Source organism: Achromobacter sp. FW305-C-28 (assembly GCF_058783235.1).
Genome location: NZ_JBYSYL010000003.1, coordinates 571,603 through 598,070, shown reverse-complemented (window position 1 = coordinate 598,070; position 26,468 = coordinate 571,603). Strand labels below are relative to the sequence as shown.

At 68.6% G+C, this 26,468-nt stretch carries 17 protein-coding genes; 14 read left to right on the top strand and 3 right to left on the bottom strand.

Annotation, left to right across the window (positions count from 1 at the left end; translation table 11 throughout):
* Positions 1–17: 17 nt before the first annotated feature.
* The 13 genes from AC3WMR_RS11535 (at position 18) to AC3WMR_RS11475 (ending at position 23,055) form a co-directional block, all read left to right on the top strand.
* Positions 18–2,468 carry a TonB-dependent siderophore receptor gene (locus AC3WMR_RS11535; protein WP_492281569.1) on the top strand — a complete coding sequence of 817 codons (2,451 nt, stop codon included), beginning with the start codon at positions 18–20 and terminating at the stop codon, positions 2,466–2,468.
* 8 nt (positions 2,469–2,476) lie between these two features.
* Positions 2,477–3,454, top strand: coding sequence for an alpha/beta hydrolase (locus AC3WMR_RS11530; RefSeq protein ID WP_492263204.1), 978 nt, complete (start codon positions 2,477–2,479; stop codon positions 3,452–3,454).
* A gap of 189 nt (positions 3,455–3,643) precedes the next feature.
* Positions 3,644–5,164 carry an amidohydrolase family protein gene (locus tag AC3WMR_RS11525; protein WP_492263203.1) on the top strand — a complete coding sequence of 507 codons (1,521 nt, stop codon included), beginning with the start codon at positions 3,644–3,646 and terminating at the stop codon, positions 5,162–5,164.
* A 28-nt stretch (positions 5,165–5,192) separates the two neighbouring features.
* On the top strand, positions 5,193–6,407 hold the full coding sequence (locus AC3WMR_RS11520; protein ID WP_492263202.1) for an ABC transporter substrate-binding protein: 1,215 nt from the start codon (positions 5,193–5,195) through the stop codon (positions 6,405–6,407).
* A gap of 14 nt (positions 6,408–6,421) precedes the next feature.
* On the top strand, positions 6,422–7,267 hold the full coding sequence (locus AC3WMR_RS11515) for an ABC transporter permease (protein WP_492263201.1): 846 nt from the start codon (positions 6,422–6,424) through the stop codon (positions 7,265–7,267).
* Positions 7,264–8,094, top strand: coding sequence for an ABC transporter permease (locus tag AC3WMR_RS11510; protein WP_492263200.1), 831 nt, complete (start codon positions 7,264–7,266; stop codon positions 8,092–8,094). Before AC3WMR_RS11515 ends, AC3WMR_RS11510 begins: the two co-directional genes overlap by 4 nt.
* A gap of 19 nt (positions 8,095–8,113) precedes the next feature.
* Positions 8,114–8,980: an ABC transporter ATP-binding protein gene (locus tag AC3WMR_RS11505; protein ID WP_492263199.1), complete on the top strand. Its 867-nt coding sequence runs from the start codon at positions 8,114–8,116 to the stop codon at positions 8,978–8,980.
* Between the two features lie 108 nt (positions 8,981–9,088).
* A complete protein-coding gene (locus tag AC3WMR_RS11500; RefSeq protein ID WP_492263198.1) occupies positions 9,089–10,480 on the top strand; it encodes an LLM class flavin-dependent oxidoreductase in 1,392 nt (463 codons plus the stop codon).
* Between the two features lie 213 nt (positions 10,481–10,693).
* Complete coding sequence (locus tag AC3WMR_RS11495) at positions 10,694–14,050, top strand: autotransporter family protein (protein WP_492263197.1); 3,357 nt, start codon at positions 10,694–10,696, stop codon at positions 14,048–14,050.
* A 199-nt stretch (positions 14,051–14,249) separates the two neighbouring features.
* A complete protein-coding gene (locus AC3WMR_RS11490; RefSeq protein ID WP_492263196.1) occupies positions 14,250–17,549 on the top strand; it encodes an autotransporter family protein in 3,300 nt (1,099 codons plus the stop codon).
* 239 nt (positions 17,550–17,788) lie between these two features.
* A complete protein-coding gene (locus AC3WMR_RS11485) occupies positions 17,789–20,572 on the top strand; it encodes an autotransporter family protein (RefSeq protein WP_492263195.1) in 2,784 nt (927 codons plus the stop codon).
* Positions 20,573–20,741: 169 nt separating this feature from the next.
* On the top strand, positions 20,742–21,461 hold the full coding sequence (locus AC3WMR_RS11480) for a glutamine amidotransferase (protein ID WP_492263194.1): 720 nt from the start codon (positions 20,742–20,744) through the stop codon (positions 21,459–21,461).
* Positions 21,462–21,525: 64 nt separating this feature from the next.
* Complete coding sequence (locus AC3WMR_RS11475; RefSeq protein ID WP_492263193.1) at positions 21,526–23,055, top strand: hypothetical protein; 1,530 nt, start codon at positions 21,526–21,528, stop codon at positions 23,053–23,055.
* A gap of 50 nt (positions 23,056–23,105) precedes the next feature.
* On the opposite strand, the gene copD is transcribed toward AC3WMR_RS11475, so the two are convergent.
* Complete coding sequence (copD, locus tag AC3WMR_RS11470) at positions 23,106–23,993, bottom strand: copper homeostasis membrane protein CopD (RefSeq protein WP_492263192.1); 888 nt, start codon at positions 23,991–23,993, stop codon at positions 23,106–23,108.
* A 1-nt stretch (position 23,994) separates the two neighbouring features.
* A complete protein-coding gene (copC, locus tag AC3WMR_RS11465; RefSeq protein ID WP_492263191.1) occupies positions 23,995–24,354 on the bottom strand; it encodes a copper homeostasis periplasmic binding protein CopC in 360 nt (119 codons plus the stop codon).
* Positions 24,355–24,589: 235 nt separating this feature from the next.
* Between copC and AC3WMR_RS11460 the strand changes: the two genes are divergently transcribed.
* The gene (locus tag AC3WMR_RS11460) at positions 24,590–25,360 is read left to right on the top strand and encodes a ProQ/FinO family protein (protein ID WP_492263190.1); all 771 of its coding nucleotides are present in this window, start codon (positions 24,590–24,592) and stop codon (positions 25,358–25,360) included.
* Positions 25,361–25,441: 81 nt separating this feature from the next.
* On the opposite strand, the gene AC3WMR_RS11455 is transcribed toward AC3WMR_RS11460, so the two are convergent.
* Positions 25,442–26,419 carry a Bug family tripartite tricarboxylate transporter substrate binding protein gene (locus AC3WMR_RS11455; RefSeq protein ID WP_492263189.1) on the bottom strand — a complete coding sequence of 326 codons (978 nt, stop codon included), beginning with the start codon at positions 26,417–26,419 and terminating at the stop codon, positions 25,442–25,444.
* Between the last annotated feature and the right edge of the window lie 49 nt (positions 26,420–26,468).

The following is a 26,468-nucleotide window of genomic DNA, read 5'->3' as shown; positions in this document are numbered from 1 at the left end:
ACGCTTACGGAACCACGATGAAACGCCCGCACGATCTGCCCGTCGATTTGCCTTTCGATTTGCCCCACGCTTTGCCTGCCGCCCCTGTTGCGCCCCTGCCCACCGCCCGGACGATGCGCCCCTGGCTCCTGGCCGCCGGCCTGACGCTGACCGCGCTGTTGCCCACGGCGCCAATGCCTGCCCATGCCCAGACGGCCCCCGCCGACGGCCGCCGCAGCTATCAGATTCCCGCCGGTCCGCTGACCCAGGCCCTGAACACCTTTGGCCAGATGGCGGGCATTCCGCTCAGCGGCGCCATGCCGTTGACCCAGGGCAAGTCCAGCCCCGGCCTGTCCGGCCGCTACACGGTGCCCGAAGCGCTGGCTGCCCTGCTGGCCGGCTCCGGCCTGACTGCCACGCGCACCCGCGACGGCCAGTACGTGCTGGAACCCCAAGCCACGGGCCCGGCCACGCTGGCGCCGATCGCAGTGGTCGGCGCATCGGCCGGCGTCGACGGTTTCGTGGCGCAGACCAGCAGCAGCGCCACCAAGACCGACGCCTCGCTGATGGAAACGGCGCGCTCGGTGAGCGTGGTGACGCGCGAACAGATGGATGCGCGCGGCGTGACGTCGATGCCCGAGGCGGTGCGCTATGCCGCGGGCGTGGGCACGGGCAGCGCGGGCTTTGACCCGCGCTTTGACCAGATCACGATCCGCGGCTTTCCGGTCAACACCACCGGCGACTACCTGGACGGCCTGCGCCAGACGCCGGGTTCCTATGCCTATTTCCGCACCGAGCCCTATGCGCTGGAGCGCATCGACATCGTCAAGGGCCCCATGTCGGTGCTGTATGGCCAGGGCACGCCCGGCGGCGTGGTGAACCGGATCTCGAAGCGGCCCGGCCCCGACCCCATTCATGAAATCGTGCTGCTGGGCGCCACCCACGACCGCAAGCAGGCCGCCTTTGACATCGGCGACAACATGAACGAGTCCGGCTCGGCGAAGTTCCGCGTGGTCGGCCTGCTGCGCCGGGGCGACACCGACCGCATGATCGCCGACGATCGCGACCTGTTCGCGCCGTCGTTCGAATTCCGTCTGGGCGAAGACACCACCCTGACGCTGCTGGGCCAATACATGAAGGACGAGACCGACGCCAACGTCGGCAACTACGTGGAAAACGGCAAGGTGACCCACATCCGCGTCAGCGATCCGCGCTATGACCACCAGCGCCAGACCCAATACCAGGCCGGCTACGAGCTGGAACACCGCCTGGGCCAGGACGTGACGCTGAAGCAGCAGTTGCGCTACGGCCATATCTCGCTCGATGCCCGCTACCTGAGCGGCGGCGCGCTGGAACCCGGCACACGCCTGTTGACCCGCAGCGCCTGGGGCGTGGAAAGCACGGTCGAGACCCTTTCCGTGGATAACAACGCCACCTTCCGCTTCAATACCGGCGCGGCCGCGCACAGCCTGCTGGCCGGTTTCGACTACCAGTGGCTGAAATGGGACCAGGGCGTGGGCTACCTGGCGTCGGGCTACCCGTCGTTGAATCTGGACAATCCCCAATACGGCTACGTGCCCGGCCCCACGCCGCCCATGAACATGGTGTCGGTGCTGCAACGCAATTCACAGTACGGCACCTACCTGGCCGACCAGGTCAAGCTGGGCAACTGGCGGCTGTCCTTGGGCGGGCGCTACGACATCGCCAGGCAGGACAACCGCAACCTGCTGACCCAGGCGCCGGCCCAGGCCAAGACCGACAAGGCCTTTACCTGGCAGGCAGGCGCCCTCTACCTCGCCGACAACGGCCTGGCGCCGTATGCCAGCTATTCCACGTCGTTCACCCCCAACACCGCCATCGACAAGACCGGCAAAGTGCTGGGCCCCACCCGCGGCTCGCAAGTCGAGGCCGGCATCAAGTACCAGCCCGATGGCTCGCACAGCTACATCACCCTGGCGGCCTACCGTATCGAGGAAAAAGACGCCGCCCGCGTCGTGCCCGCCACGCCCTATTCCGAACTGGCGGGCAACCTGCGGTCTACCGGTATCGAACTGGAAGGCCTGGCCGAACTGGACCGCGGCCTGCAGCTGGTGGCCAGCTACAGCTACAACGTGGGCAAGGTCACCCAGAGCAACAACCCCGCCGAGGTCGGCAAGGTGCCGTCCTACCAGCCGCGCCACATGGCCAGCCTGTGGCTGGACTACCGCCTGCCGCAAGGGCCGCTGGCCGGCGTGGGACTGGGCGCCGGGGCGCGCTATATCGGCACCAGCTATGGCGATTCGCTCAACGTCATGCGCAACCCGGCCGCGACGCTGTTCGACGTGTCCCTGAGCTACGAACCCGGCTATGCCCACCCCGCGCTCAAGGGCTGGCAGGCCAGCATCAGCGTGCAGAACCTGGCCAACAAGGAAGTGCAGACGTGCAGCGACGGCTACTGCTACCTGGGCCAGGGACGCCAGATCGTCGGACAGGTGCGCTACAAATGGTGAGGCCGCGCATGACCCAGACACGCGCGGCGATGCGCCAGACGCCAGGCGCTGCCCGGCGCGTCGCCCTGGCCGCGCTGTCGGCGATGCTGGCGCTGTCAGCGTCGGGGCTGGCTATCGGGCAGCAGCCCCTGACGGCCACCGCCACGGCCAAAGCGCCCGCCGCCCAGGCCTTACCCGACACCCGCGCCACCCTGCCCGGCACCGTGCAGTTCGACCTGCATCCGCCCGGCCAGCCCGACCGCGCCTACCGTATCCAGGTGGTCGAGCCCCGCGGCAAGCCGCCGGCAAGCGGCAAGCGTCCGGTCATCTACCTGCTGGACGGCAATGCCGTGTTCGGCGCCTATTACGACGCGGTGCGGCTGCAGCAGGACCTGGCCGGCAGCGCGATCGTGGTGGCGGTGGGCTACCCCACCGACCTGCCCTTTGATTTCCTGCGGCGTTCGTACGATTTTTCGCCGCCGGAACCGCCCGGCAAGCCGCTGCCGCGCGTCAACGGCTATCCCCCGCCGCTGGGCGGCGAACAGGCCCTGCTGGCATTCCTGGAAGGCACGCTGTTACCGGAGATCGCCCGCCGCTACCCGGTGGACGAGCGGCGCCTGACGCTGGCCGGCCATTCCTTTGGCGGCATGTATGCGCTGAACGTGCTGTACACCCGGCCGGACCTGTTCAACCAGATCGTGGCCATCAGCCCGTCGCTGTGGTGGCAGGACCACTACCTGCTGGACCGCGAAAGCGTCTTCGTGCGCCAGGCCCAGGCGGGCAAGGCAGACCTGCGCCGCAGCCGCCTGCTGCTGATGGCGGGTGGCGCGGAAACCGCGCAGACGGTGCACGAGGCGCGTTCCCTGGCCCGCCGGCTGGACGTGGCGCTGGCGCCGCAAGGGCTGGCCACGGTCTATGTGGAACTGCCCGATGAGACGCATATGTCGGTACCGGTAGCGGCGGCCACGCATGTGCTGCGGCACGTGCTGACCGCACGCCAGCAGTAGCGGCAGCCCCGCTCGCGGCCCCCCTGGCCCGGCCATTCACGCCGGGCCTGGGGCGGCCGGTTATTTGAAAATGCCGCACAAATAAAGAACAAAAGCATCGTTTGGCGTTGCCCGCGCCTCCCGTAAGGTGTGCCGACAGCCAGGGGATTTCCTCTGGCGCCCTGCACCCACCCTACGGAGCGCGCCAGCATGAACCAGCCTTTGAAGCCCAGCCAAGCGTCACGGTCCGCCGCCGTCAAGGCCACCCTGGACTACCCGGTGATCGACACCGACGTGCATGTCAACGACTATGCGCCCGTGCTGGAAGACTACGTGCAGCACTACGGCGGCGGCAAGCTGGTCGACGCGCTGCGCAAGGCGCTGGGTTCGCGCTTCGCGACCAGGAGCGGCGGCAAGGACTGGTACCAGCAGACCCCGGCGGAACGCCAGCACCACCGCACGCTGCGTTCGCCCTGGTGGGCGCGGGTCACGCGCAACACGCTGGACCTGGCCACCTACACGCTGCCCGAGCTGCTGAACGAACGGCTGGCCGAGCAAGGCGCCGACTACTCCGTGCTGTTTCCCAATGACGTGCTGGCGCCCCTGGCCGCGGGTAACGAGTTCCGCCAGCCGCTGCACCGCGCCATCAACCACTTCCACGCCGACCAGTACCGCAAGTACAGCGACCGCCTGACCCCGGTGGCGGGCATTCCCCTGAACACCCCGCAGGAAGGCATCGAAGAACTGGAATTCGCGGTCAAGACGCTGGGGCTGAAGGTCATCAACATCGCCGGCGGCGTGAAGCGCCCGATCAAGGCGGTGGCCGACAAGTACCCGGCCGCCGACCACCCTGAAGTTGCCAAACACGCCAGCTATATCGACTTCTACGGCATCGACAGCGAATACGACTACGACCCGTTCTGGGCCAAGGTGGTCGAGCTGGGCGTGCCCGTCACCACGCACTACGGCAGCCAGGGCTGGACCGGGCGCCATTCGATCAGCAACTACATGTTCAATCACATCGGCCACTTTGCCGATGGCTCGCAGGCCTTTGCCAAGGCGCTGTTCTTTGGCGGGGTGACGCGGCGTTTTCCGAACCTGCGGGTGGCGCTGCTGGAAGGCGGCGCGGACTGGGGCTCGCACGTCTACACCCACCTGGTGGACCGCTGGGAAAAGCGCAACCGCCACGCGGTGCAGAACTACAACCCCGCCAACGCCGACGTGGCGCTGCTGCACGAGCTGTTCCAGCGCTACGGCGCCGATTTCATCAAAGGCCGCGACATCGACCCGCAGCAACTGCTGCGCGACAGCCTGGGTATCTCGGCGCTGCCGCACAGCCGCGACCCGCACCCCGACGAACTGGACGACTTTGCCGCCGCCGGCATCGAGTCCGCCGAAGACATCCGCACCCGCTGGGTCGACAGCTTCTACTTCGGCTCGGAAGCCGATGACCGCACGGTGGCCGCCGCCTTCAACGACAAGGTCAACCCGCTGGGCGCCAGGATCAACGCCATCTGGTCGTCGGATATCGGCCACTGGGACGTGCCCGACCTGACCGAACCCCTGGCCGAAAGCTGGGACCTGGTCGAGCAAGGCGTCATCAGCGCGCAGGACTTCAAGGCGCTGGTGTTCGGCAACCCCTACCGCTTCTACACCCAGGCCAACCCGGACTTCTTCCGCGGCACCGCCATCGAACGCAAGCTGGCCAACCCCGTCGCCCGCGCCGCCTGATCCACCTTCCCGACAAGAGCCTCTACCCATGAAGTCATTGATTCGCTTGAAATTGTTCCGCCTGGCGCTGGCCGCCAGCGCCTTGTTCGGCGGCGCCGCGCACACCGCTGCGCATGCCGCTGCGCACGCCGCCGACGTCATCCGCGTGGGCGTGGCCACCGCGGGCGGCGGCGACCCGATCACCTGGGGCGGCTCGCCGGGCGGCGTGGTGCGCGTGAACCAATGGCTGGAACAGGCCTTCGCCGCCGACGGCGTCAAGGTCGAATGGCTGTTCTTCAAGGGCGCCGGTCCCGCCGTCAACGAAGCCTTGTCCAACAAGCAGATCGACTTTGCCTACCAGGGCGACCTGCCCCAGGTGGTGGGCCGCGCCAATGGACTGAAGACCAAGCTGCTCTTGGTCAGCGGCGCGCGCAACAACCTGTACCTGGTGGCCCCGCCCAATTCGCCGCTGAAATCCATCGAAGACCTGAAGGATCGCAAGGTCTCGATCTTTCGCGGCACCAACGGCCATCTCGTCGCCATCAACGTGCTGGCGGCCCACGGCCTGGCCGAACGCGATATCAAGGGCGTGAACCTGGATGCCGGCAGCGCCCAGGCCGCGCTGGTGTCCAACGGCGTGGACGCGGCCTTTGGCGGCTACGAATGGTTCAAGGTGCGTGACCAGGGCCTGGCCAAGGTCATCTACAGCACCCAGGGACAGGACCCCGCCTACACCCGCCAGGCGTCGCTGCTGGTACGCGAGGATTTCGAACGCGACAACCCGGCCCAGGTGCAGAAGGTGGTCGACGTATTCGTGCGCGCCGCGCAGTGGTCGTCCGATGAAAAGAACCGCGACGCGCTCTTCAAAATCTGGGAAAAGAGTGGCGTGCCCTATGCGTCCTGGGCGGCCGAGTTCGACAAGCAGGACCTGGCCTCGCGCAATTCGCCCCTGATCGATGACTTCATCATCGCCCGCTACAAGGCGGTGGTGGCCGATGCGGTCAAGCTGAAACTGATCCGCCGCGACGTCTCGCTGGATGGCTGGTTCGATCCGCGCTATTTGCAGAACGCGCTGAAGGCGCAGGGGCTGGAGAAGTACTGGACGGCATTCGATGCCAGCGGCAAGCCCGCGGCGGGCAATGCGGCCGCGGCAAAGTCCGTCGACGCCAAGCCTGTTGCCGCCGCCCCCTCCGCTGCCGCTCTCACTGGCGCCACATCCACCACCGCCACGGTCGCAGGCGCCAGCCAGGCCGCCGCGCGCTGACCCGGGGCGCCGCCATGTCCCCCACTACCCTCTCCGGCGCGACGCCGCTGGGCGCCATCACCTGGCCGGCCTGGGCTCGCCAGGCCGCCTGGACCGCCGCGCCCTGGCTGCTGCCCCTGACCCTGATCGTGTTGTGGCAGACCGGCGCCAGCCAGGGCTGGATCTCGCCGCAGGTGCTGCCCCCGCCCGCCTACGTCTGGGACACCCTGCGCGACCTGGCCACCAGCGGAGACCTGTGGCTGAACACCCGCGCCAGCCTGCAACGCGTGCTGGTGGGCTTTGCCCTGGGCAGCGTGCTGGGCCTGCTGCTGGGCACCGCCATGGGCCTGTCGCGCCGGCTGGAAGCCTACGTGCTGCCCACCTTCAATGCGCTGGTGCAGATTCCGGTGCTGGCCTGGCTGCCCTTCGTGCTGCTGATCGTGGGCATCGGCGAGCCCCTGAAGTACATCCTGATTGCCAAGGCCGCGCTGGTGCCGGTCACGCTGAACACGCTGCAAGGCTTTCGCCAGGCCAGCCCGGCGCTGCGCGAAGTGGGCAGCGTCTACGGCTACAGCCGCCGCCAGGAAGTGCTGGAAATCGTGCTGCCGCTGGCCCTGCCGACCCTGTTCACCGGCCTGCGTTTGGGCTTCACCAAGGCCTGGCTGTCGCTGGTGGTGGTGGAACTGGTGGCGTCCAGCGAAGGCCTGGGCTACCTGATCGTCTACGGCCGCCAGCTGTTCCAGCTGGACCTGGTGATGGCAGCGGTCATCGTGGTGGGCGCCATCGGCTACGCCATCGACCGCTTCCTGGACTGGGCCGAAACGCGGCTGATCCACGGCCGCCGCGCGGCGCGTCTTGTCCCTGCGGAGGCCCGTCCATGAGCGCATCCCTGTCCCCCGCGTCGTCCCGCGACGCCGCCGAGCTGGCCGTGTCCCAACCCCTGGCCGTGCGCGGCGCCGGCCGCTGGCGCGGGTTGGTGCTGCCAGTGGCCGCCATCGTGCTGTGGTGGCTGGCGGCGCGCGCCGACCTGGTCAATTCCGCGCTGCTCGTATCGCCCGAGAAAGTACTGGCCACCGCCGTCGACCAGATCCTGGGCGGCAAGCTGTGGCGCGCCCTGGGCGCCAGCCTGGGCCGCGAACTCACCGGCTTTGCCATCGGCACCGTGTCGGGCCTGATCCTGGGCGTGTTGCTGGGGCTGTCCCCCGCGTTCAACCGCCTGGTCGGCCCCAGCTTCAACACCTTCAAGCAGATTTCCCTGTTCGCCTGGATTCCGCTGATCTCGGTGTGGTTCGGGCTGGGCGACACCGCCAAGGTGGTGTTCCTGTCGCTGGCCGCCCTGGTGCCGGTGGTGGTCAATACCTGCGACGGCGTGCGCAACGCGCCGGCCAAGCTGCTGGAAGTGGCGCGCGTCTACCAGTACAGCCGCTGGCAGACCTTCAGCCAGGTCGTGCTGCCGGCCGCCGCGCCCGCCATCTTCACCGGCGTCTACCTGGCGCTGGTCTATTCCTGGCTGGCCACCATCGGCGCCGAATACCTGCTGGTGGCGGGCGTGGGCATCGGCAACCTGCTGATCGAAGGCAGCGAACACTTCCAGATGGACCTGGTGATCTTCGGCATGTTCGTGGTGGGCCTGGTCGGCTGGCTCATGAATGCCCTGGCCCGCCTGGCCGAGCGCCGGCTTGCGCGCTTGCGCGGCCAGGACCAATAACCCGCGGGAAACCTCAAGCATGGCTCAAGACAATTCGCTGGACCTCGAACTGCAATCCGTCGGCAAGCGCTACCCCAGCGCGCAGGCCGAAGGCGGCGTGCTGCAAGTGCTGACGGGCGTGGACCTGGCCATCCCGGCCGGGCAATTCGTATCCATCGTGGGCGCCAGCGGCTGCGGCAAATCCACCCTGCTGCGCCTGATCCTGGGGCTGGACGACAGCTACGAAGGCGCCATCACCCTGGGCGGCCAGCCGGTACGCGGCACCAGCCCCGAACGCGGCATCGTGTTCCAGGACCATCGCCTGTTCCCCTGGCTGAACGTGGCGCAGAACATCGGCGTGGGCCTGCGCAACGCCAACCTGCCGGCTTCGGAAAAGCGCGACCGCGTGGCCGAGCACATCGCCCTGGTCGGACTGGAAGGCTTCGAGCAGTCGTATCCGCACCAGATCTCGGGCGGCATGGCGCAACGCGTGGCCATCGCCCGCGGCCTGGTCAACCGGCCGCGCGTGCTGCTGCTGGACGAGCCCTTTGGCGCGCTGGACGCGCTGACCCGCGCCCGCCTGCAGACCGAACTGCAGCGCATCTGGCAGAAAGAACGCATCACCATGATCCTGGTGACTCACGACGTGGAAGAAGCCGTCTACCTGGGCGACCGGGTGGTGATCATGCAGCCGCGCCCTGGGCGCATCCGCCGCATTGTGGACGTGCCGCTGCCGCACGCCCGCAACCGCAGCGACCCGCGCTTCATCCGCCTGCGCGACGACGTGCTGTCCGACTTCCTGGAACCGGACGGCGCCCCCGCCGACGACAGCCCGCCGCTGGGCGTGGATGCCAATGCCGGCGTGCCGGCGCTGCCATCCCTGGCCTCGCTGCGCATGGCCTGGTAGTGCCGCCCGGGCCGCACCGCCGGGGCGGCCTGCCCCCAAACGTATCGACCCCGCGATCCCTGGCCGCCGCGTCCGCGGATCGCCTATCCCTTTGCCTGGAGTCCCCCCATGTCCCGCCCTTCGCGCCAGATCAAGCTCGGCGCCTTCCTGATGCAGACCGGCCACCACATCGCCGCCTGGCGCCACCCCGATGCCCAGGCCGACGCACCCGTCAATTTCCGCCATTACGCCGACCTGGCCCGCCGCGCCGAGGCCGCCAAGTTCGACGCGGTGTTCCTGGCCGACTCGGTCGGCGTGCGCAATACCGACCTGCCATCGCTGTCGCGCACCGCCCGCAGCGACCATTTCGAGCCCCTGACGCTGCTGTCCGCGCTGGCCGCCGTCACCGAGAAGATCGGCCTGATCGCCACCGTCTCCACCACCTACAACGAGCCCTATCACGTGGCGCGCAAGTTCGCCTCGCTGGACCACATCAGCGGCGGCCGCTCGGGCTGGAACCTGGTCACGTCCAGCGGTCAGGGCGAAGCGCAGAATTTCAACCTGGACGAACACGTCGAACACGCCCGCCGCTACGCCCGCGCCGCCGAGTTCCACGACGTGGTGCTGGGCCTGTGGGACAGCTGGGAAGACGACGCCTTTCTGCGCGACAAGGCCAGCGGCCAGTACTTCGATCCGGACAAGCTGCACCCGCTGAACCACCGTGGCGAACATTTCTCGGTACGCGGTCCGCTGAACGTGTCGCGCTCGCCGCAAGGCCGGCCGGTGGTGGTGCAGGCCGGCGCGTCGCCCGCCGGCCGCGACCTGGCCGCGCGCACCGCCGAGGTGATCTTCGTGGCCCACCAGACCTTCGACGAGGCCCAGGCCTTCTACCGCGACATCAAGGGCCGCGCCAGCGCCTATGGCCGCGATCCCGACGGCATCAAGATCATGCCCGGCATCTTCCCCGTCATCGGCCGCACCCAGGCCGAAGCCGAAGAGAAGTTCGCCCGCCTGCAGGACCTGATCCACCCCGTGGTCGGCGTGCAACTGCTGTCCAACATGATCGGCGGCTTCGACCTGTCGCGCTACCCGGTGGACGGGCCGCTGCCCGAGATCCCCGAAACCAACGGCGGCAAGAGCCGCCAGCAACTGTTGATCGACCTCGCCCGCCGGGACGGCCTGACGATCCGCCAGCTGTACCTGCGCATCGCCGGGGCCCGCGGCCACCAGCAGGTGGTCGGCACGCCGCAAAGCGTGGCGGATCAGTTGCAGCAATGGTTCGAGGAAGACGGCGCCGACGGCTTCAACATCATGTCGCCGTGGCTGCCGGGCGGGCTTGACGACTTCATTGAACTGGCGCTGCCCGAATTACGCCGCCGTGGGCTGTTTCGCACGGAATATGAAGGCAATACGCTGCGCCAGCACCTGGGGCTGGCGCGGCCGGGGCATCGCGCCGTGCCGCAGGCGCCGGTGTCCCTCACCGCCACGCCAGCGCCACGATCCCACGTCGCGCTAGCGTGATTCGTCCTAGATTGAGGCATGCTTGCCGCAAACCTCACAATTTTGAGAATGTTCTAATTCCGCCAGCCGCTTCGCCCCGGGAGCATGGGGTTTCCTGCAACGTCTACGCTCTGGCTGGCAAAGCTCCTGTGCGCGAGAACAACGCCGCTGTCATCTGGCTGCGTCCTGTTCGACGGGTATCGGTGTTCCACGGCCAAGGGCAAGGAACCCCGCATGCGCATTCCTTTGAATCCCGTCATGGCAAGCTTGCTCGCGGCCTTCCTGCCGTATGTTCCCACCATCGCACTGGCAGCAGAGCGTGGCCAGGTCGTCAACGAGACCTATCCCGGCGGCCGTACGATCAACCTGAACATCGGCGATACCATCACTTACGCAGGCGCCGGCGCCGCCATTGTCGTGTCCCAGCCCGGCAATATAGTGCAAGGCGCTGGCGCCCTGGTCACCGCTGGATCCGCGCAGTACCGCAACACCATCGGCGTACTGACGCGGCTCGGCGGTGTGGCCGTCCTGAGGGACAGCACCGTCATCACGCAGGGCGACGGCCAGAGCGCTCACGCCCTGGCCGTTCTCGGCACGAACGTTCCCTACGGGTCCGGCAGCGGCATTTCGATGCACGGCGGCACGGTCAAGACGCGGGGGAATTCATCCTACGGCGCCATTGCCCGGGACGGCGGCCGCATCACCCTGATGAATACCTTGATCGCCACGACGGGGATGGGCTCTGCCGGCCTGTGGGCCGAGGGTGTCAGGGATATCGACCACATGCGCACGGTCATCGCGGGCACGAACGTGACGATTTCCACCCAATCGACCAATGCCCCCGGTGTGCAGGCCTCGGTGGGCGCAGAGGCCATCCTGACCGGCAGCAACATCTCCACGGGCTTTGGCTCGCCCGGCGTCAGCGTCAACGGTGACGGCTCGCGGGTCGTGCTGACCGACACGCACGTGCACGCTACCGACGACATGGCGGCCCGCCTGTTCGGCGGCAAGCTCGAGGTATACGGCGGCAGCCTGACGGGCGCCTCGGCGGTGCTGCTGGGCGCCCCCACCCTGCCCTCCACCCGCACCCCCGCGTCTGCCTTGATCCGCAACGCCACCCTGACCGCTACCGGCGCGCATGGCTATGGCCTGGACATCAATGCTGCAGGTACGTCAGCCGTTGTCGACAACGTGACCATCACGGCCCTGGGCGCGCAAGGCAGCGGCATCTGGCTAACGGGCGTCGGCAGCCGCCTGTCGGCCAGCGCCTTCACTATCACCTCCAGCCAGGTTGGGGTGGACGCCCAGGGCGGCCAGGCTGAGCTCACGAACGGGTCGATCACCACGCTGGGGGCCCAGGCTCATGGCCTGTACGCGTCGAGCGGAAGGGGTAATCTCTCCATCCTCAACGTCTCCCAGGTTGATATCGAAACCCGTGGCGTGCTGGCCATTGGCGCCGTCGCCCGACTAAGCGGCGCCGAAGTCACGTTGCAGGACGTGCGCATTACCACCCGCGGCCAGGCTGCGCACGGCATCAGGGCCTCCGAGACGGGTGCCCAGCTGACGACCCGCGGCACGCGCGTCAGCACCACTGGCGCGGAAGCGGCCGGGCTGGTGGCCGCCAATGGCCCCATCGTGTCCCTCGACCATTCCGAGCTCGTCGTCCAGGGGCGCGGCAGCCCAGGCATCTGGAGCTATCAACGCAACCCCGCCCTGGGCAACGCCATCGCCATTGCCAACAGCAGCCAGGTCAGCACCCAGGATGGCGTCGGCCTGCTGGCCGCCGGCGGCGACCACGCGTTTCATATCAGCGATTCCACCATCACCGCGCGGTCGGGGGGCAACGTCGATCAAGGCGTCCTGCTGCGCAGCGAACGCCTGCCCAGGGGAATAAGCGGGGCGTCGGCCGACACCGATAGCGGCCGGATTTTGCTCGATGCCCGGCATTCGCTGCTTGTCGGCGACGTGCAGGCCGACAACGGCGCCATCGACATTTCGCTGACGCGCGGCGCCATGCTGGTCGGGGCGGTTACGCCCAGCGGCAGCGGCCGCATCGATACCCTGGCGCTGGACGCCACGAGCACCTGGCTGGTGCGCGGCAATTCAATCGTAGGCACACTGACCCATACCGGCGCCATCGCGTTCAGCCCGCCCGGCAACGACGGCTTCAAGACCCTGACCGTCAACCAGTATCAAGGCGGCGGCCTGCTGGTATTGGGTAACCGCCTGCGCGGCGACGGCTCGGGCGGGGACAGGCTGATCATCAATGGCGGCACGGCAACGGGCGTCACGTCGCTGCGCCTGCTGAATCACGATACCGCCGATGGTGCCGATGGTGCCGTGCGTACCAGCGTCCCGCTGGTGCAGACCGTCAACGGCGGCAGCACCTCGCCCGACGCCTTCAGCCTTGACCCGGGGTCCACCGGCTACCGGGCCACCACCGGTACGCTCGCCCTGTACGGCTATGACTACAGCCTGTTCCGAGACGACAGCAACGGCTCGCCGCAGTGGTATCTGGCCGCCGAAGATATTCCTGCCGAAACGCTTGTTCCCGCCGTGACCACTGCCGCCGCCAAGCCGGCTCAAGCGCTACGGCCCGTAAAACTGCCTTTCCAGAACATTTCGCCCGAAGGCGGCGCCTACCTGGGCAACCGGCTGGGCAGCAGCCGCTTCTTCAGCCATGGCCTGCGCGACCGTGTGGCGTCTCCCCCACAAGACGGCGCCGCCGGCAGCGGCCTGCAGCGCCGTCTGTGGACCCGCGTGGAAGGCCGCCAGGACGCCGGCCTGCATCTGGCCCAGGGGCGGGTCGACATCGCCACGGACAGCGCCATCGTGCAACTGGGAGGCGACCTCATCGCGGCGTCGCTCGGGCCGCAAGGCGCCGTGTACGCTGGCCTGATGGCTGGCTATGGCAGCGCCCGCACTCGCGCCAACGCCACGTTGCTGCACGCGGGCGGCTCCACTGTCCAGGCCCGTGCCGACGGCAAGGTGTCCGGCTATTCGATCGGCCTGTACGGCACGGCCTACCAAGACTGTACAACCGAGATGGGCGCCTACGTTGACGCCTGGCTGCAATACGGGCGCCATGCCAACCAGATCACCAGTGAACTGGGGTCGGCGCGCTATCACTCCAACCAGCTCGGCACCTCGCTCGAAGCCGGCTACGCCCTGGCGCCGTTCGCACCCGGTTCGGCCCTGGGGCCGGTGGTGCTGGAACCCCATGCGCAACTGATGTACAGCCGCTACGCCGCCCAGGACGCCACCCTGCAAGGCACCCGCATGCGTAGCGGCAGCGACAACGCCTGGAATTCGCGTATCGGCGTGCGCCTGTACCCGCGGCTTGCCCCCAACGCGCCTGCCGTGCGGCCCTTCCTGGATGTCAACTGGCTGCACAGTTTCGGCGGCCCGTCAGTCGCCATGGGACCCCACACCGTGGAGGCCGCCTTGGCGCGCAACACCCTGGAGCTGAAGCTGGGCGCCCAAGGACAGGTCACCCGCGCCGTGCAGGTCTCGGGCCATGTGTTCGGCCAGGCTGGCAACAACAACCAGCGCGGCTACGGCGGCATGCTGAACGCCGGCTACCGCTGGTAGCCCGACGCGTTCGTTTCAGAATTTTCCAATTCCGTTTTTAGAGTTATCCAATATCAACCCGCCCTCCTTGTCTGCATCATGAAAACCACCTCGACATAACCGCCCCCCCAACGTTCTCCGCTGTCATCCGCGCTCCCGGCCCGTTCAAGGCGCGCGTTTGACGCACGGACACGTCTGTACACGGGGGCCAGGAGCCTCCGTGCAACCCTCCCTCAAGCCCATCATGGTCGGCCTGCTCGCGACCACGTTGCCTACCCTTGCCTCGCCCGCCTGGGCCGCTGAACATGGCCGCGTCGCCGTCGCCGACCCCGGCGGCAAGACGCACATGCAGTTCAACCAGGGCGACACGTTCACCTTTGACGCCCCTGGCGCGGCAATTGACGTGTCGGTTTTCGGCAATTCGGTGCAAGGCAATGGCATCACCGTCTCAGCGGGCTCAAGCACCCAGAATCACACTCGTGGCGTGGCAGCGAGCGCAGGCGGCGCCGTGCATCTGTTCGACAGCACGGTGCAGACCCTGGGCAACGGCCAATCCGCCCACGCCCTGGCGGCCTCGGGCGCCGACAGCGTGATCACCGCCACCGGCGGGCAGCTTGCCACGCGCGGCAACGCCTCTCACGGCGCCTACGCCACGAGCGGCGGGCGCATCGACCTGCAGGGCGTCCGGATCACCAGCAGCGCCCATAACAGCGCCGGCTTGCAGGCCGAGGGGCGAGGGTCGTCCATCACCAGCAAGAACGCCCTCATCACCACGCAAGGCAGCAATGCCAGCGGCGCAGCGGCCGGCGCGGGCGCAACCATCACCCTGGAAGGCGGCCGCATCTCTGCCGGCGGGGGCTATGCCAACGGCGTCACCACGCAGGGCGCCGACGCCCTGCTGCGCTTGACCAACACTGAAGTCTTTGCCACCACGCACGGCGCGCGCCTGGCCGGCGGGCGGCTGGACATGACGGGCGGCAGCCTCTCGGGCGGTGAATCGGCGCTGCTGCTGGATGCGGGCATGGGGGGGGCGCCCAGCGCCGTGTTGCGCAACGCCGCCTTGGTCAGCACCGGCATGTTCGGCTACGGCATCAACCTGAACGCGGCCGGCTCGTCGGCCACGGCGGACAACGTGACCATCGCTGCCCAAGGCCCGGGCGGCACCGGCGTCTGGCTCGCGGCCGCGAACACCGCGTTCTCGGCCACGCGCTTTGACATCGCCTCGACGCATGTTGGCGTGGACAACCGCGCCGGCCAGGTCCGGCTGGCCCAGGGCACGATCCGCACGCTTGGCCGGGGCGCGCACGGCCTGTATGTATCCCACGAATACGGCGCCGCCGCCGGCCTGCAGGGCGACCAGTTGCAGATCGAGACCCGCGGCGAATCGGCGGCCGGCGTGTGGGCGCGGCTGGATGGCGCCCGCATCGACCTGCGCAACAGCAGCGTCGTGACGCACGGTGAAGGCGCACATGGCGTGCAGGTCAGCGCCGCGGGCGCCCGCTTGTCGTCGCAAGGCAATACCATCCAGACCCGAGGGGCCGGCGCCAGCGCGGCCGTCATTGGAGATCGCGGCGAGATCGTGCTGGACAGCACCCGGCTCACGGCGTCAGGCCCGCGCGGCCGGGGCATCTGGAGCTATCAGACCAGCCCCGACCAGCCCAATACGGTCACCCTCGCCAACGGCAGCCAGATCAGCACGCAGGACGGCGCGGCGCTGGCCGCTGCCGGCGGCAACCATCGATTCCTGCTGTCAGACGTCAATGTCGCGGCACGCGCGGGCGGCGGTCTCGACGGCGGCGTCCTGCTGCGATCCGACTCTCTGACCGTCACCCGGCCCGCCAGCACCCTTGTCGTCGACACCGGACGCGTCAGCCTGCAGGCCAGCCGCAGCGCGCTGACGGGCGACGTGGTGGCGGCCAACGGCACCATCGACCTGGCCCTTGCCCAAGGGTCCACGCTGACCGGCGCCATGACCGAACGCGCCGGCGCACGCATCAGCGGCGTGACGCTGGATGCCTCCAGCGCCTGGTACGTGCGCGGCGACTCCACGCTGGGCACGCTCGCCAACGCCGGCACCGTGGCGTTCGTGGCGCCCACGGAGGCCGCGGGCTTCAAGACCCTGACCGTCCGCGACTATGTCGGCGGCGGCACGCTGGTGCTGAACACGCGGCTGGGCGGCGACGCCTCCGCCACCGACCGGCTCGTGATCGACGGCGGCGCCGCCACGGGCAATACGGGCCTGCGCCTGATCAATGCAGACGGCGCCGGCGGCCAGACCCTGGCGGGCATTTCCCTGGTGCAAACCGTCAATGGCGGCACCACGGCCCCTGACGCCTTTCACCTGGACGCCGGCTCCACGGGCTACCGGGCCAGCGCCGGCACGCTCGCCTTGAACGGCTACGACTACAGCTTGGTGCGCGACGAGGCGGCATCCGGTTGGTACCTGACCTCGCGTTATACGCCGCCCGACGTCGTGCAGCCCGTCGTGCCCGCCCCTCGCAACGTCTCGCCCGAAAGCGGCGCGTACCTGGGCAATCGCCTGGCCAGCGCCCGGTTCCTGGCCCACGGCATGCATGACCGCACTGCGGCGTCGGGCCTGAACGACCCCTCGCGCACGGGCGGTGACGGCGGTGACGAGAGCGCCGACAACGGCTCGGGTATCCGCGCCGGCCGCCGTCTGTGGACGCGGGTCGAAGGGCGGCAAGACAGCGGCCTGCGCATGGCCCAAGGCCACGTCGCCACGAATACGGACAGCACGATCCTGCAGTTGGGCGGCGACTTGATCCAGGCGCCCGTGGCTCAAGCCGGCATGATCTATGCCGGTCTGATGGGCGGCTACGGCGATGCCCGCAGCGCGGCCACCTCGACATTGCGGCTTCCCGGCGGGGCCACCGTGCAGACTCGCGCCCGCGGCAAGGTCTCCGGCTACTCAGCAGGCATCTACGGCACGGTCTACCAAAACGACGTCACCCGCCTGGGCGCCTACGCCGACACGTGGCTGCAATACGGCCGCTATCACAACCAGATCAACAGTGAACTGGGTGCCACCCGCTACCGCTCCAGCGTCTGGAGCGCCTCGGTCGAAGCCGGTTATGCCGTCAAGCCCTTCGACGACGGCACGGCCCTGGGCCCCGTGATCATCGAACCTCACGTCCAGTTGGTCTACAGCCGCTACGACGCCCAGGACGCCACCCTGCAAGGCACCCGCCTGGGCAGCGGCAGCGACAACGCCTGGAACTCGCGCATCGGCGCCCGCCTGTATCCGCAGGCCACGGCCAACGCACCCAAGGTGCGCCCCTTCCTGGAAGCCAACTGGCTGCATGGCTTTGGCAACCCGTCGGTGCAAATGGGGCCCAACACCCTGGATGCCGCCCTGTCGCGCAACACCCTGGAACTGAAGCTGGGCGCCGAAGGCCGCGTCAACCGCGCCGTGCAGGTCTCCGGCCACGTCTTCGGCCAGGCCGGCAGCAACAACCAGCGCGGCTATGGCGGCATGGTGAATCTGGGGTACCGCTGGTAGGCCAGCACGCAGGCGGCCTGGCGGGAGCCGCCTCACGCCGGTCATCAATCACGTCCGCCGCTCAATTATTAGAATGTTCTGATTCCCACGCCCTTTTCAGTCCTTCAAGATGACGCATTCACCCGAGCCTATCCGGCAGCTGGATACCTCGCTTTATGCGTCACCAAATGCCTTCTTTTCCTGATCAGGATTTTCTGCGCGTTGCATAACCGAGCTCCAGTTCAATCAAGGAGCCCCCAATGCGCAGCACCCTCACCCCCATCATGTTGGGACTGATCGCCGCCGCGATCCCCACCGCGATGCTGGCCGCCGAACGCGGGCAGATCCTGATCAAGAATCCCGCCGGCCCCACTCAAATCATCCTGGACGATGGCGACACGGTCACGACTGATGTCGACCCGGCCATGCCGGCGGCCTCCATTGAAGTTTGGGGGGCCGGCAATTCCGTGCAGGGAAACAACATCACCATCAACACCAGCGCGTCCCCGTCAGACCTTTCCTGGAGCGTGCGCGCGGTGAATGGCGGACTGATCACGCTGAGCAACAGCATCATCAACAGCGTTGGGGGGGGCGGCCCAGGTTCCAGTACGATTCTCGCCAGCGGTGTCAACAGCCGGGTCATCGTACGCAATGGCCAGATCACTTCGCACGACGCTGGCCCGGGCGCCACTGCCATCAATGGCGGCCACGTGGACATTGACGGCGGGTTCATCGAAACCTCCAGCCACAATGCCTCGGGCGTTTCTGCCCAGACCAGTGGTTCTGTTCTTACCGCCAACGATGTGACCATTTCCACGCAAGGCCGCTACAGTTCAGGCGCAACGGCCCTTGGCGGCGGTGACGTGACGCTGACAAGCGTGACCATCACGACCGCCGGCAACGCTGCCCACGGCCTGCGTATGGATAGCTTTGGATTGACCGCTACGCCCACCACTCTGTCCGCCACCAACACCGAGATACGAACTACCGGCCAGCAGTCGCACGGTCTGCAGATCGCTGGCGGCGCCAGCGCCACTTTGGACAACACGCATCTTCGCGTGCAAGGCGTCCAGGGGAGCGGCATCGAAAGTCAACTGACGCTAGCTGGACCAACCAACACCGTCCACCTGGCCAACGGCAGCCTGGTTGATACCCGGGACGGCGCCGGGATCGTCGCCAAGGGCGGCAACCACACCTTCGTGGTTTCGGACTCCACCCTTATCGGGCGCACCGCGAGCGACATCGACACCGGCACGCTGCTGCGCGCCGATGTCGGCCTTGACGCCAGCACCGGCGGGCCTCTTGCCACCGGACAGGTCACCCTGGACGCTACCCGCTCGACGCTCACCGGCGACGTCGTGGTCAACGACGGCACGGTCAACGTCGCCCTCAAAGACGGTTCGGTGCTCACCGGCGCGGTGACACGGCCCGCAGCCGGCACGGGCGTTGCGAATGGTCTGTCGCTGGATGCCAGCAGCGTCTGGAACGTGCGCGGTGATTCCCGGCTGACCACGCTGAACAACGCCGGCACGGTCGCGTTCATGGCGCCTTCGGGCGGTGCGCGCTTCAAGACCTTGACGGTCACGAACTACGTCGGCGGCGGCACGCTGGTGCTCAACACCCAGCTGGGCGACGACGCCGCGGGCACCGACCGGCTGGTGATCGACGGCGGCACCACGTCCGGCACGACCTCCCTGCGCATCCTGAATGCCGGCGGCACGGGCGCGCAGACCGGCAATGGCATCCCCGTCGTCCAGACCATCAATGGCGGCATGACCGCCACCGATGCCTTCCGCCTGGACGCCGGCTCCACGGGCTACCGCGCCAGCGCCGGGACCTTGGCCGTGAACGGCTACGAATACAGCCTGGTGCGCGGCGGCAATGGCGGCGCAGCGCCTGATTGGTACCTGACGTCGGACTATTCGGCCATTGTCCCGCCCGGTCCCGGCACGTCCATTGACATTGATCTTGTCGTCCCCGTCGACCCGTCCGCCAAGCCCGCGTTCCGCAACGTCTCGCCCGAAAGCGGCGCGTACCTGGGCAATCGCCTGGCCAGCGCACGTTTTTTCTCCCACAGCCTGCGCGACCGCAACGCGGCCGCTGGCACGGGCGGCGCCGTGGCCTATTCGGGCGACGTCACGGGCGGTGACGGCAGCGACGCGTCCGCCGACAGCCGCCAGCTGGCTACCGCCGGCCGCGGCCTGTGGACGCGGGTCGAAGGGCGGCAAGACAGCGGCCTGCGCATGGCCCAAGGCCGCGTCACCATGGATACCGACAGCGCCATCCTGCAACTGGGCGGCGACCTGATCAAGGCGCCGCTCGGCCAGGCTGGCGCGGTCTACGCTGGCCTGATGGGCGGTTATGGTGACGCCCGCAGCACGGCCACCTCGACATTGCGGCTTCCCGACGGGGCCACCGTGCAGACTCACGCCCGCGGCAAGGTCTCTGGCTACTCAGCAGGCATCTACGGCACGGTCTACCAAAACGACGTCACCCGCCTGGGCGCCTACGCCGACACGTGGCTGCAGTACGGCCGCTATCACAACCAGATCAACAGCGAACTGGGTGCCACCCGCTACCGCTCCAGCGTCTGGAGCGCCTCGGTCGAAGCCGGTTATGCCGTCAAGCCCTTCGACGACGGCACGGCCCTGGGCCCCGTGATCATCGAACCCCACGTCCAGTTGGTCTACAGCCGCTACGACGCCCAGGACGCCACCCTGCAAGGCACCCGCCTGCGCAGCGGCAGCGACAACGCCTGGAACTCACGCATCGGCGCGCGCCTGTATCCGCAGGCCACGGCCAACGCACCCAAGGTGCGCCCCTTCCTGGAAGCCAACTGGCTGCATGGCTTTGGCAACCCGTCGGTGCAAATGGGGCCCAACACCCTGGATGCCGCCCTGTCGCGCAATACCCTCGAACTGAAGCTGGGCGCCGAAGGCCGCGTCAACCGCGCCGTGCAGGTCTCTGGCCACGTCTTCGGCCAGGCCGGCAGCAACAATCAGCGCGGCTATGGCGGCATGGTCAACATCGGGTACCGCTGGTAGGCAAGCGGTTGCTTGCCACGACGGCAACCGGGACGGCTCATGGACGAATCTGGCGGCGATATCAACGCCACGCATACCAGATAGGCTGTTTTTCATATTGATGAATGTGCGTGCAGGGGGCATCATGGCGCTCGGCCCAACCGGGCCGCCGTTCCCGTCCCGCCACGCCATGACAAACAGACCCCTGGCCATCCTGCAACTGGGCCGCCCGCCCGAAGACCTGCGCGCCACGCACGGCGAACAGGGCGACTGGGTCATGGCCGCGCTGGCCGGCATCGACGTGCCGTTGACGGTCCTCCATCCCGCCGATAGCCCCACCCTGCCCGACCCGGCCCAGTTGCGAGGCGCCGTGCTGACGGGGTCCTGGGCCATGGTGACCGACCGCGAGCCCTGGAGCGAGCGCACCGCCCAATGGCTGCGCCACGCCCTGCACGCGCAACTGCCGTTGCTGGGCATCTGCTACGGCCACCAGCTGATGGCTCACGCCTTCGGCGGCGTGGTGGGCTACCACCCGCGCGGCCGTGAAATCGGCCAGCACACGGTGCAAGGCTTGCCGGCCCTGGCGCACGATCCGCTGCTGGCTGGCTTGCCCGCCCGCTTCACCGCCAACCTGACCCACGAGCAAACCGTGCTGCAGCCACCCGCGTCGGCGGTCGTGCTGGCGGGATCCGCGCACGATCCGCACCAGATCCTGCGCTACGGCCCGCAGGCGCTGTCGGTACAGTTCCACCCCGAATTCACACCCGGCGTCATGGACGCCTGCCTGGCGCGCCGGCAGGACCTCTTTGTCCGCGAAGGCCACGACGTGGCCGCCCTGCGCGCCGCGCTGGCGCCCACCCCGCACGCCCGGCAGGTCCTGCGCGGCTTTGCCCAGGCTTGCGCGGCATGACGCCCTTCTCCCTCCCCATGCCCCATGGCGGGTGCGCACCGGCGCCCACGGCCCGCCTCATCCCATGACCTACCTGCTGTGGTCCCTGCCCGCGCTGATCGTCATCGGCGCCATCGCCAGCGGCCGTCTCAACACCACCCTGGCCGCCGTGCTGGGGCTGCTTGCCGCCATCCCGGTGGCGCTGTTCGCCGCGCCCGCCGCGTTCGGCGCGGCCCCGCTCGGCCATGCGCTGGCGCGCGGGCTGTGGATCGGCGGCATCATCACGCCTTACATCCTGGGCGGCTTGCTGTTCTGGCAGATGGCCGCGCGCGGCGCGCCGGGTCAAGCGCCCACGGCGCATTCAGCCAACGGCGCGGCGGCGCCGCAGACCGGCCCAGCGGCTTCGGCCATCAACCCGGCTTCCGATTCCGCTGCCGCCGACACACTGGCGCGCCGCCGCCTGCTGTTCTTCGCCTGCTTCCTGGTCGGCCCGTTCGCCGAAGCGGCTACCGGTTTTGGCGTCGGCATGCTGGGCACGGTGCTGCTGATCCGGCCGCTCGGCTTCAAGCCGCGTGAACTGATGGTGTTCGCCCTGCTCAGCCAGACGCTGATCCCCTGGGGCGCCATGGGCAGCGGCACGCTGCTGGCCTCGGCCTATGCTCGCGTGCCGCCGGCGCAACTGGCCTTGTACGGCATGGTGCCGGTGGCCCTGTTGATGATTGTCTGGATGACGCTGTTCTGGTTCACCGCGCGCCGGGCAGGCCTGCCCGCCCCGGCCGCCGAGCGCGGACGCGAAGCGCTCTGGCTGCTGGCCAGCCTGGCGCTGCTGGCCGCTGCTACGGCCCTGCTCGGCCCGGAAACCGCGCTGCTGGCCGCCTACGGTCCGCTGATCGTGCTGCGTTTCGTGCTGGATCGTCGCCCCGGCCGGGCCCAGATGCAAGACGCCGCGCGCGGCGCGCTCCCCTACATTCTGCTGATCGCCGGCCTGGTCGCGACCCGCCTTGCGCCCGGCCTGAACCAGGGCCTGGCGGGCCTGGCCCGTTTCAGCCCCTACCCCGACCTGCCGAGCTGGACGCCGTTCCTGCACGCCGGCAGTTGGCTCATCGGCGGCGCGCTGCTGATGGCAGCCGTGCGTCGCCAGCCCGGGCTGCTGGGCACCAACGCGCGCCACGCCTGGACCACCGGAAAACACGCGGTGATGTCGGTGTTCCTGTTCGCGATGATGGCCGAAGTGCTGGCCGGCGCCGGCATCTCGCAGGCCTTCGCCGACGGTCTGTTCCGCACCATGCAGGACTGGACCTTGCTGATGACGCCGCTCATGGCCGGCGCCTTCGGCATCCTGGCCAACAGCGGTAACGCCCCGAACAGCCTGTTCATGCCGTCGCAGCTGTCGCTGGCGCTGCATGCCGGGCTGAGCGTGCCCGCCGCCGCCGCGCTGCTGCACGTGTCCGGCACCTCGATGGGGTTTTTCTCGCCGATACGCATGTCCATTGCGGCAGGCCTGGCCCATGGCCGGGGGCAGGAGCGCGCGGTCTATGCGCAGTTGCTGCCGTGCGCGCTGGCCGCCTTTGCGATCTTGCTGGCGCTGGCCGTGCTGCTGGTGCTGGCCGGATAGCGCGCGGCGGCAAGCCGCAGGGCGGCAGCCCTGCGACGTCTCGCTGCGTCCTACAACGGCGACATCAGCCCCAGAAAGCCCACGGCCGTCAGCACCGCCGCTCCCAGGACCAGCTCCACGATCGTATTGCGGTGAATGGCCTGCAAGGCATCCGCCCGCTGCGTGCCGATACGCGGAATCCAGCGGTAGCGGTTCACCACCGCCAGGCCCGTCATGACCAGCGCCAGCGCGATCTTCACGGCCAGCAGGCGTTGATAGTCCGAGCCAGGGTCCACGCTGCCGGCGCCCAGGATCAAGAGCGCATTGCCGATACCCGTCGACAGCAGCATCGCCACGGCGACGTGTCCCCAGGTGGAAAAGCGCAGCAGCGCGCGCGCCGCCTCGGCGCGCCTGCCTGGAAGCCGCCACGCTGCCAGCCACAGCAGGAACACCGGCAATGACCCCAGCCAGAAGGCCGCGGACAGGCCATGCAGGTAATCATTGAGCGCGTGCGCTACGCCCAGCCCGCCCTCGTGCATGGCCGCATGGCCGCTGAAACTCAAAGGCGCCAGGGCCAGCGCCGCCACCCCGGCCAGCACCCAGGGGCGGCCGGGCGGCACGGCCACCGCCACCGCCAGCGCCAGCAGCGCGCCCAGCACGCGCGGCATCCACGCCTGGCCGTAGCGGGTTTGCAGCGCCACCGTGCCCAGCATGTCGCCATTGCCCAGCGCGCCCCAGTCACCCGCGATGCTGACGGTCTGCAGCGGCAGCAGGCACAGCGTGGCCACCAGCCCGATCGCCGCCGCGCCGCGCAGGGTGCGGCGCAAGGCGGTTTCCGCTTCCAGCGCCAGGCGCGGCGACCCGGCCAGGGCCAGCATCGCCGCGGCCCCGAACAGCAGCACCATCGCCGCCGCGCTCACCGCGCGGCACAGCGCGAACGCGGCGAACAGCAGGCTCATCTCAAGGCTTGACCGTGAAGGTCCATGCGCCGTCGGTCTTGTGGCCGTCCTTGGACAAGGCCTGCCACTTCACCGTGTAGGCGCCAGCCGGCAGGTTCTTGGGCACCGGCAGCACCAGCGTCTTGTCGTCGCCCGGCGCGGGCGCGGCCTTGGCCGTCGCCGCCGGCTTGCCCGCGGCGTCCAGCAAGGTCAGGGACGAAAACGCGGGCTCCAGGCCTTCGGAAAAACTGGCCGTCACCGAGGCCGGAGCGGCCACCACGGCTTTGTCCGCGGGCGTGGCCTGCTTCAGATGGGCGTGGGCCCAGGCAAACTGCGGGGCCAGGGCCAGCGTGGCGGCGGCGATGAGAACGGGCTTGAACATCGTGGGACTCCTGATGCAATGGCGGCGCACAGCCGCGCGTTAGGTCACGCGTAAGGGAGTCAGCCACGCCACCCCGCGCCGGCAGGGGGCGGCGTGGCGCATAAACGTAACAGACGGGGGCAGATGCATGGTGCCAAGGAGCTTACGACGCCCTTCGGGGCCCCCGCAACTTCAATCTGTCGGGTAACAGCTGTTATGCTCCCTGCTTTCAACATCAGAACGTGCAGCACACACTATGGGTCTAGAACAGCTCGCCGCCATCCGAGGACTGCTTTTCAAGCAGGATCCCGAAGTAACGGCTTCCCCCAAACCTGCGCGCCCCGCCGCCGCCAAAGGCGACGGCAAGCGCGATGAAAAGCGTGGCGGCAACCGGAACGGCAAGCGTGAAGGACAGCGCGACGGGCAGCAGGCTGGCCAGCGTCAGGCGCCGCGCGAAAAGCGCGAGACCGATGTCGACCCGGTCCTGATCGCCATTTCGCGACTGCAACGCCAGTTTCCCAAGGCATTCCCCAAGAAGCCGGCCGCCAAGGTCCCGCTCAAGCTGGGCGTGCTGGAAGACCTGCAACAGCACGCCAAGGCCTTGCAGCTCACCGCCGAAGAAATCAAGGTGGCCGTCAAGACCTGGTGCGACGGCCGTCGCTACTGGGACAGCATGGTCGAAGCCGCCGCGCGCGTCGACCTGAACGGCGAACCCGCCGGCGCCGTCACCGCCAATGAAGCGCAGCACGCCAAGCGCATGGCCTCGCGCCGCCATTCCAAGGGCGCCGCTGCCCGTGGCAAGGGCAACGCCAGCAAGGCCAAGCCGCAAGCGGATGCCGCCTCGGCGGAGGCCGCCCAGGACGTCGCTGCAACCCCGGTATTGGCTGATGCCGCCGCTCCCGTCGCCAACGCCCCCGTGAAAGCGTCGGCCGCCGCGCCGGCGCAAGCCGCGGCCGACACCCCGGTTGCCCAAGCTCCCGAGCAAACGCCTGATCAAGCAGCGGCCGATACGCCCGCCAAAGACTGATCCCCGCTTGACAAAACCGCGGACCGCGCAGCGCCTGCCCAGGCACTGAACGGTCCGCGGTTTTTCATGGCCGGGCCACGCTCAATCCAGCCGGATATCCGCGCTGGCCACCACCTTGGCCCAACGCGCCCGTTCGCTGCTGAAGAATTGCGCCAACTCGGCGGGATTGCGCACCACGATCTCGGCGCCCTGCTCGTTCAGTTGCGCCTTCACGTCGGGTTGGTTGACGATCTGCCCCATCAGCGTGGCCAACAGGTTCGCGGTCTTGTCCGTGGCCGTCACCGGCGCCATCACCCCTTGCCAGGTGCCGGATTCAAACCCCGCCACGCCCTGCTCGGAAATCGTCGGAATGTCGGCCACCAGCTGCATGCGTTCCTTCTTGGAAATCGCAATGGCGCGCAGCTTGCCGCCCTTGATGTGCGGCAGGGTGGCCAGCAAGCCGTTCATGATGACCTGCGTTTGCCCGCCGATCGTGTCCGTCACCGCTTGCGAACCGCCCTTGTACGGCACGTATTCCCACTGCGCGCCAGTCGCCTGCTGCACGGCCACCGCTGCCAGGTGTGGCGCGCTGCCGATAGCGGTCACGGCGAAATTCAGCCGCTGTTTCCTGGACAGCGCCACCAGTTCCGGTACGGTCTTGGCCGGCACGTCCGGATGCACCGCCAGCACGTGCGGCGAATACGCCAGCATGCCCACCGACCGCAGGTCCTTGGACGGATCGAACGACAGCTTGGTGTAGACCGACGGGCTGATCGCCAGCGCGCCCACGTCGCACAGCAGCACGGTGTGGCCTTCCTGCGCCGACTGCACCACGATGCCCGCACCCAGGTTGCCGTTGGCGCCGGGCTTGTTCTCGACCACCACGGTCTGCTTGAGCGCCTCGGCCAGCCGCGGCGCGATGACCCGCGCGATGATGTCCGACGAGCCGCCGGGCGGGTACGGCACCACGATGCGCACGGGCCGGGTGGGCCAGGCGTCGGCCTGGGCCCAGGCCGGTGTGATGCGCGCCAGTCCCAGCGCGGCGGCGCCGGCCAGCAGATGCCTTCTGTTTGAATCCATGTTGTCTCCGTTGTTGTAGAAGCCCGCGCCTCGATGGGCCGGTGCCAGG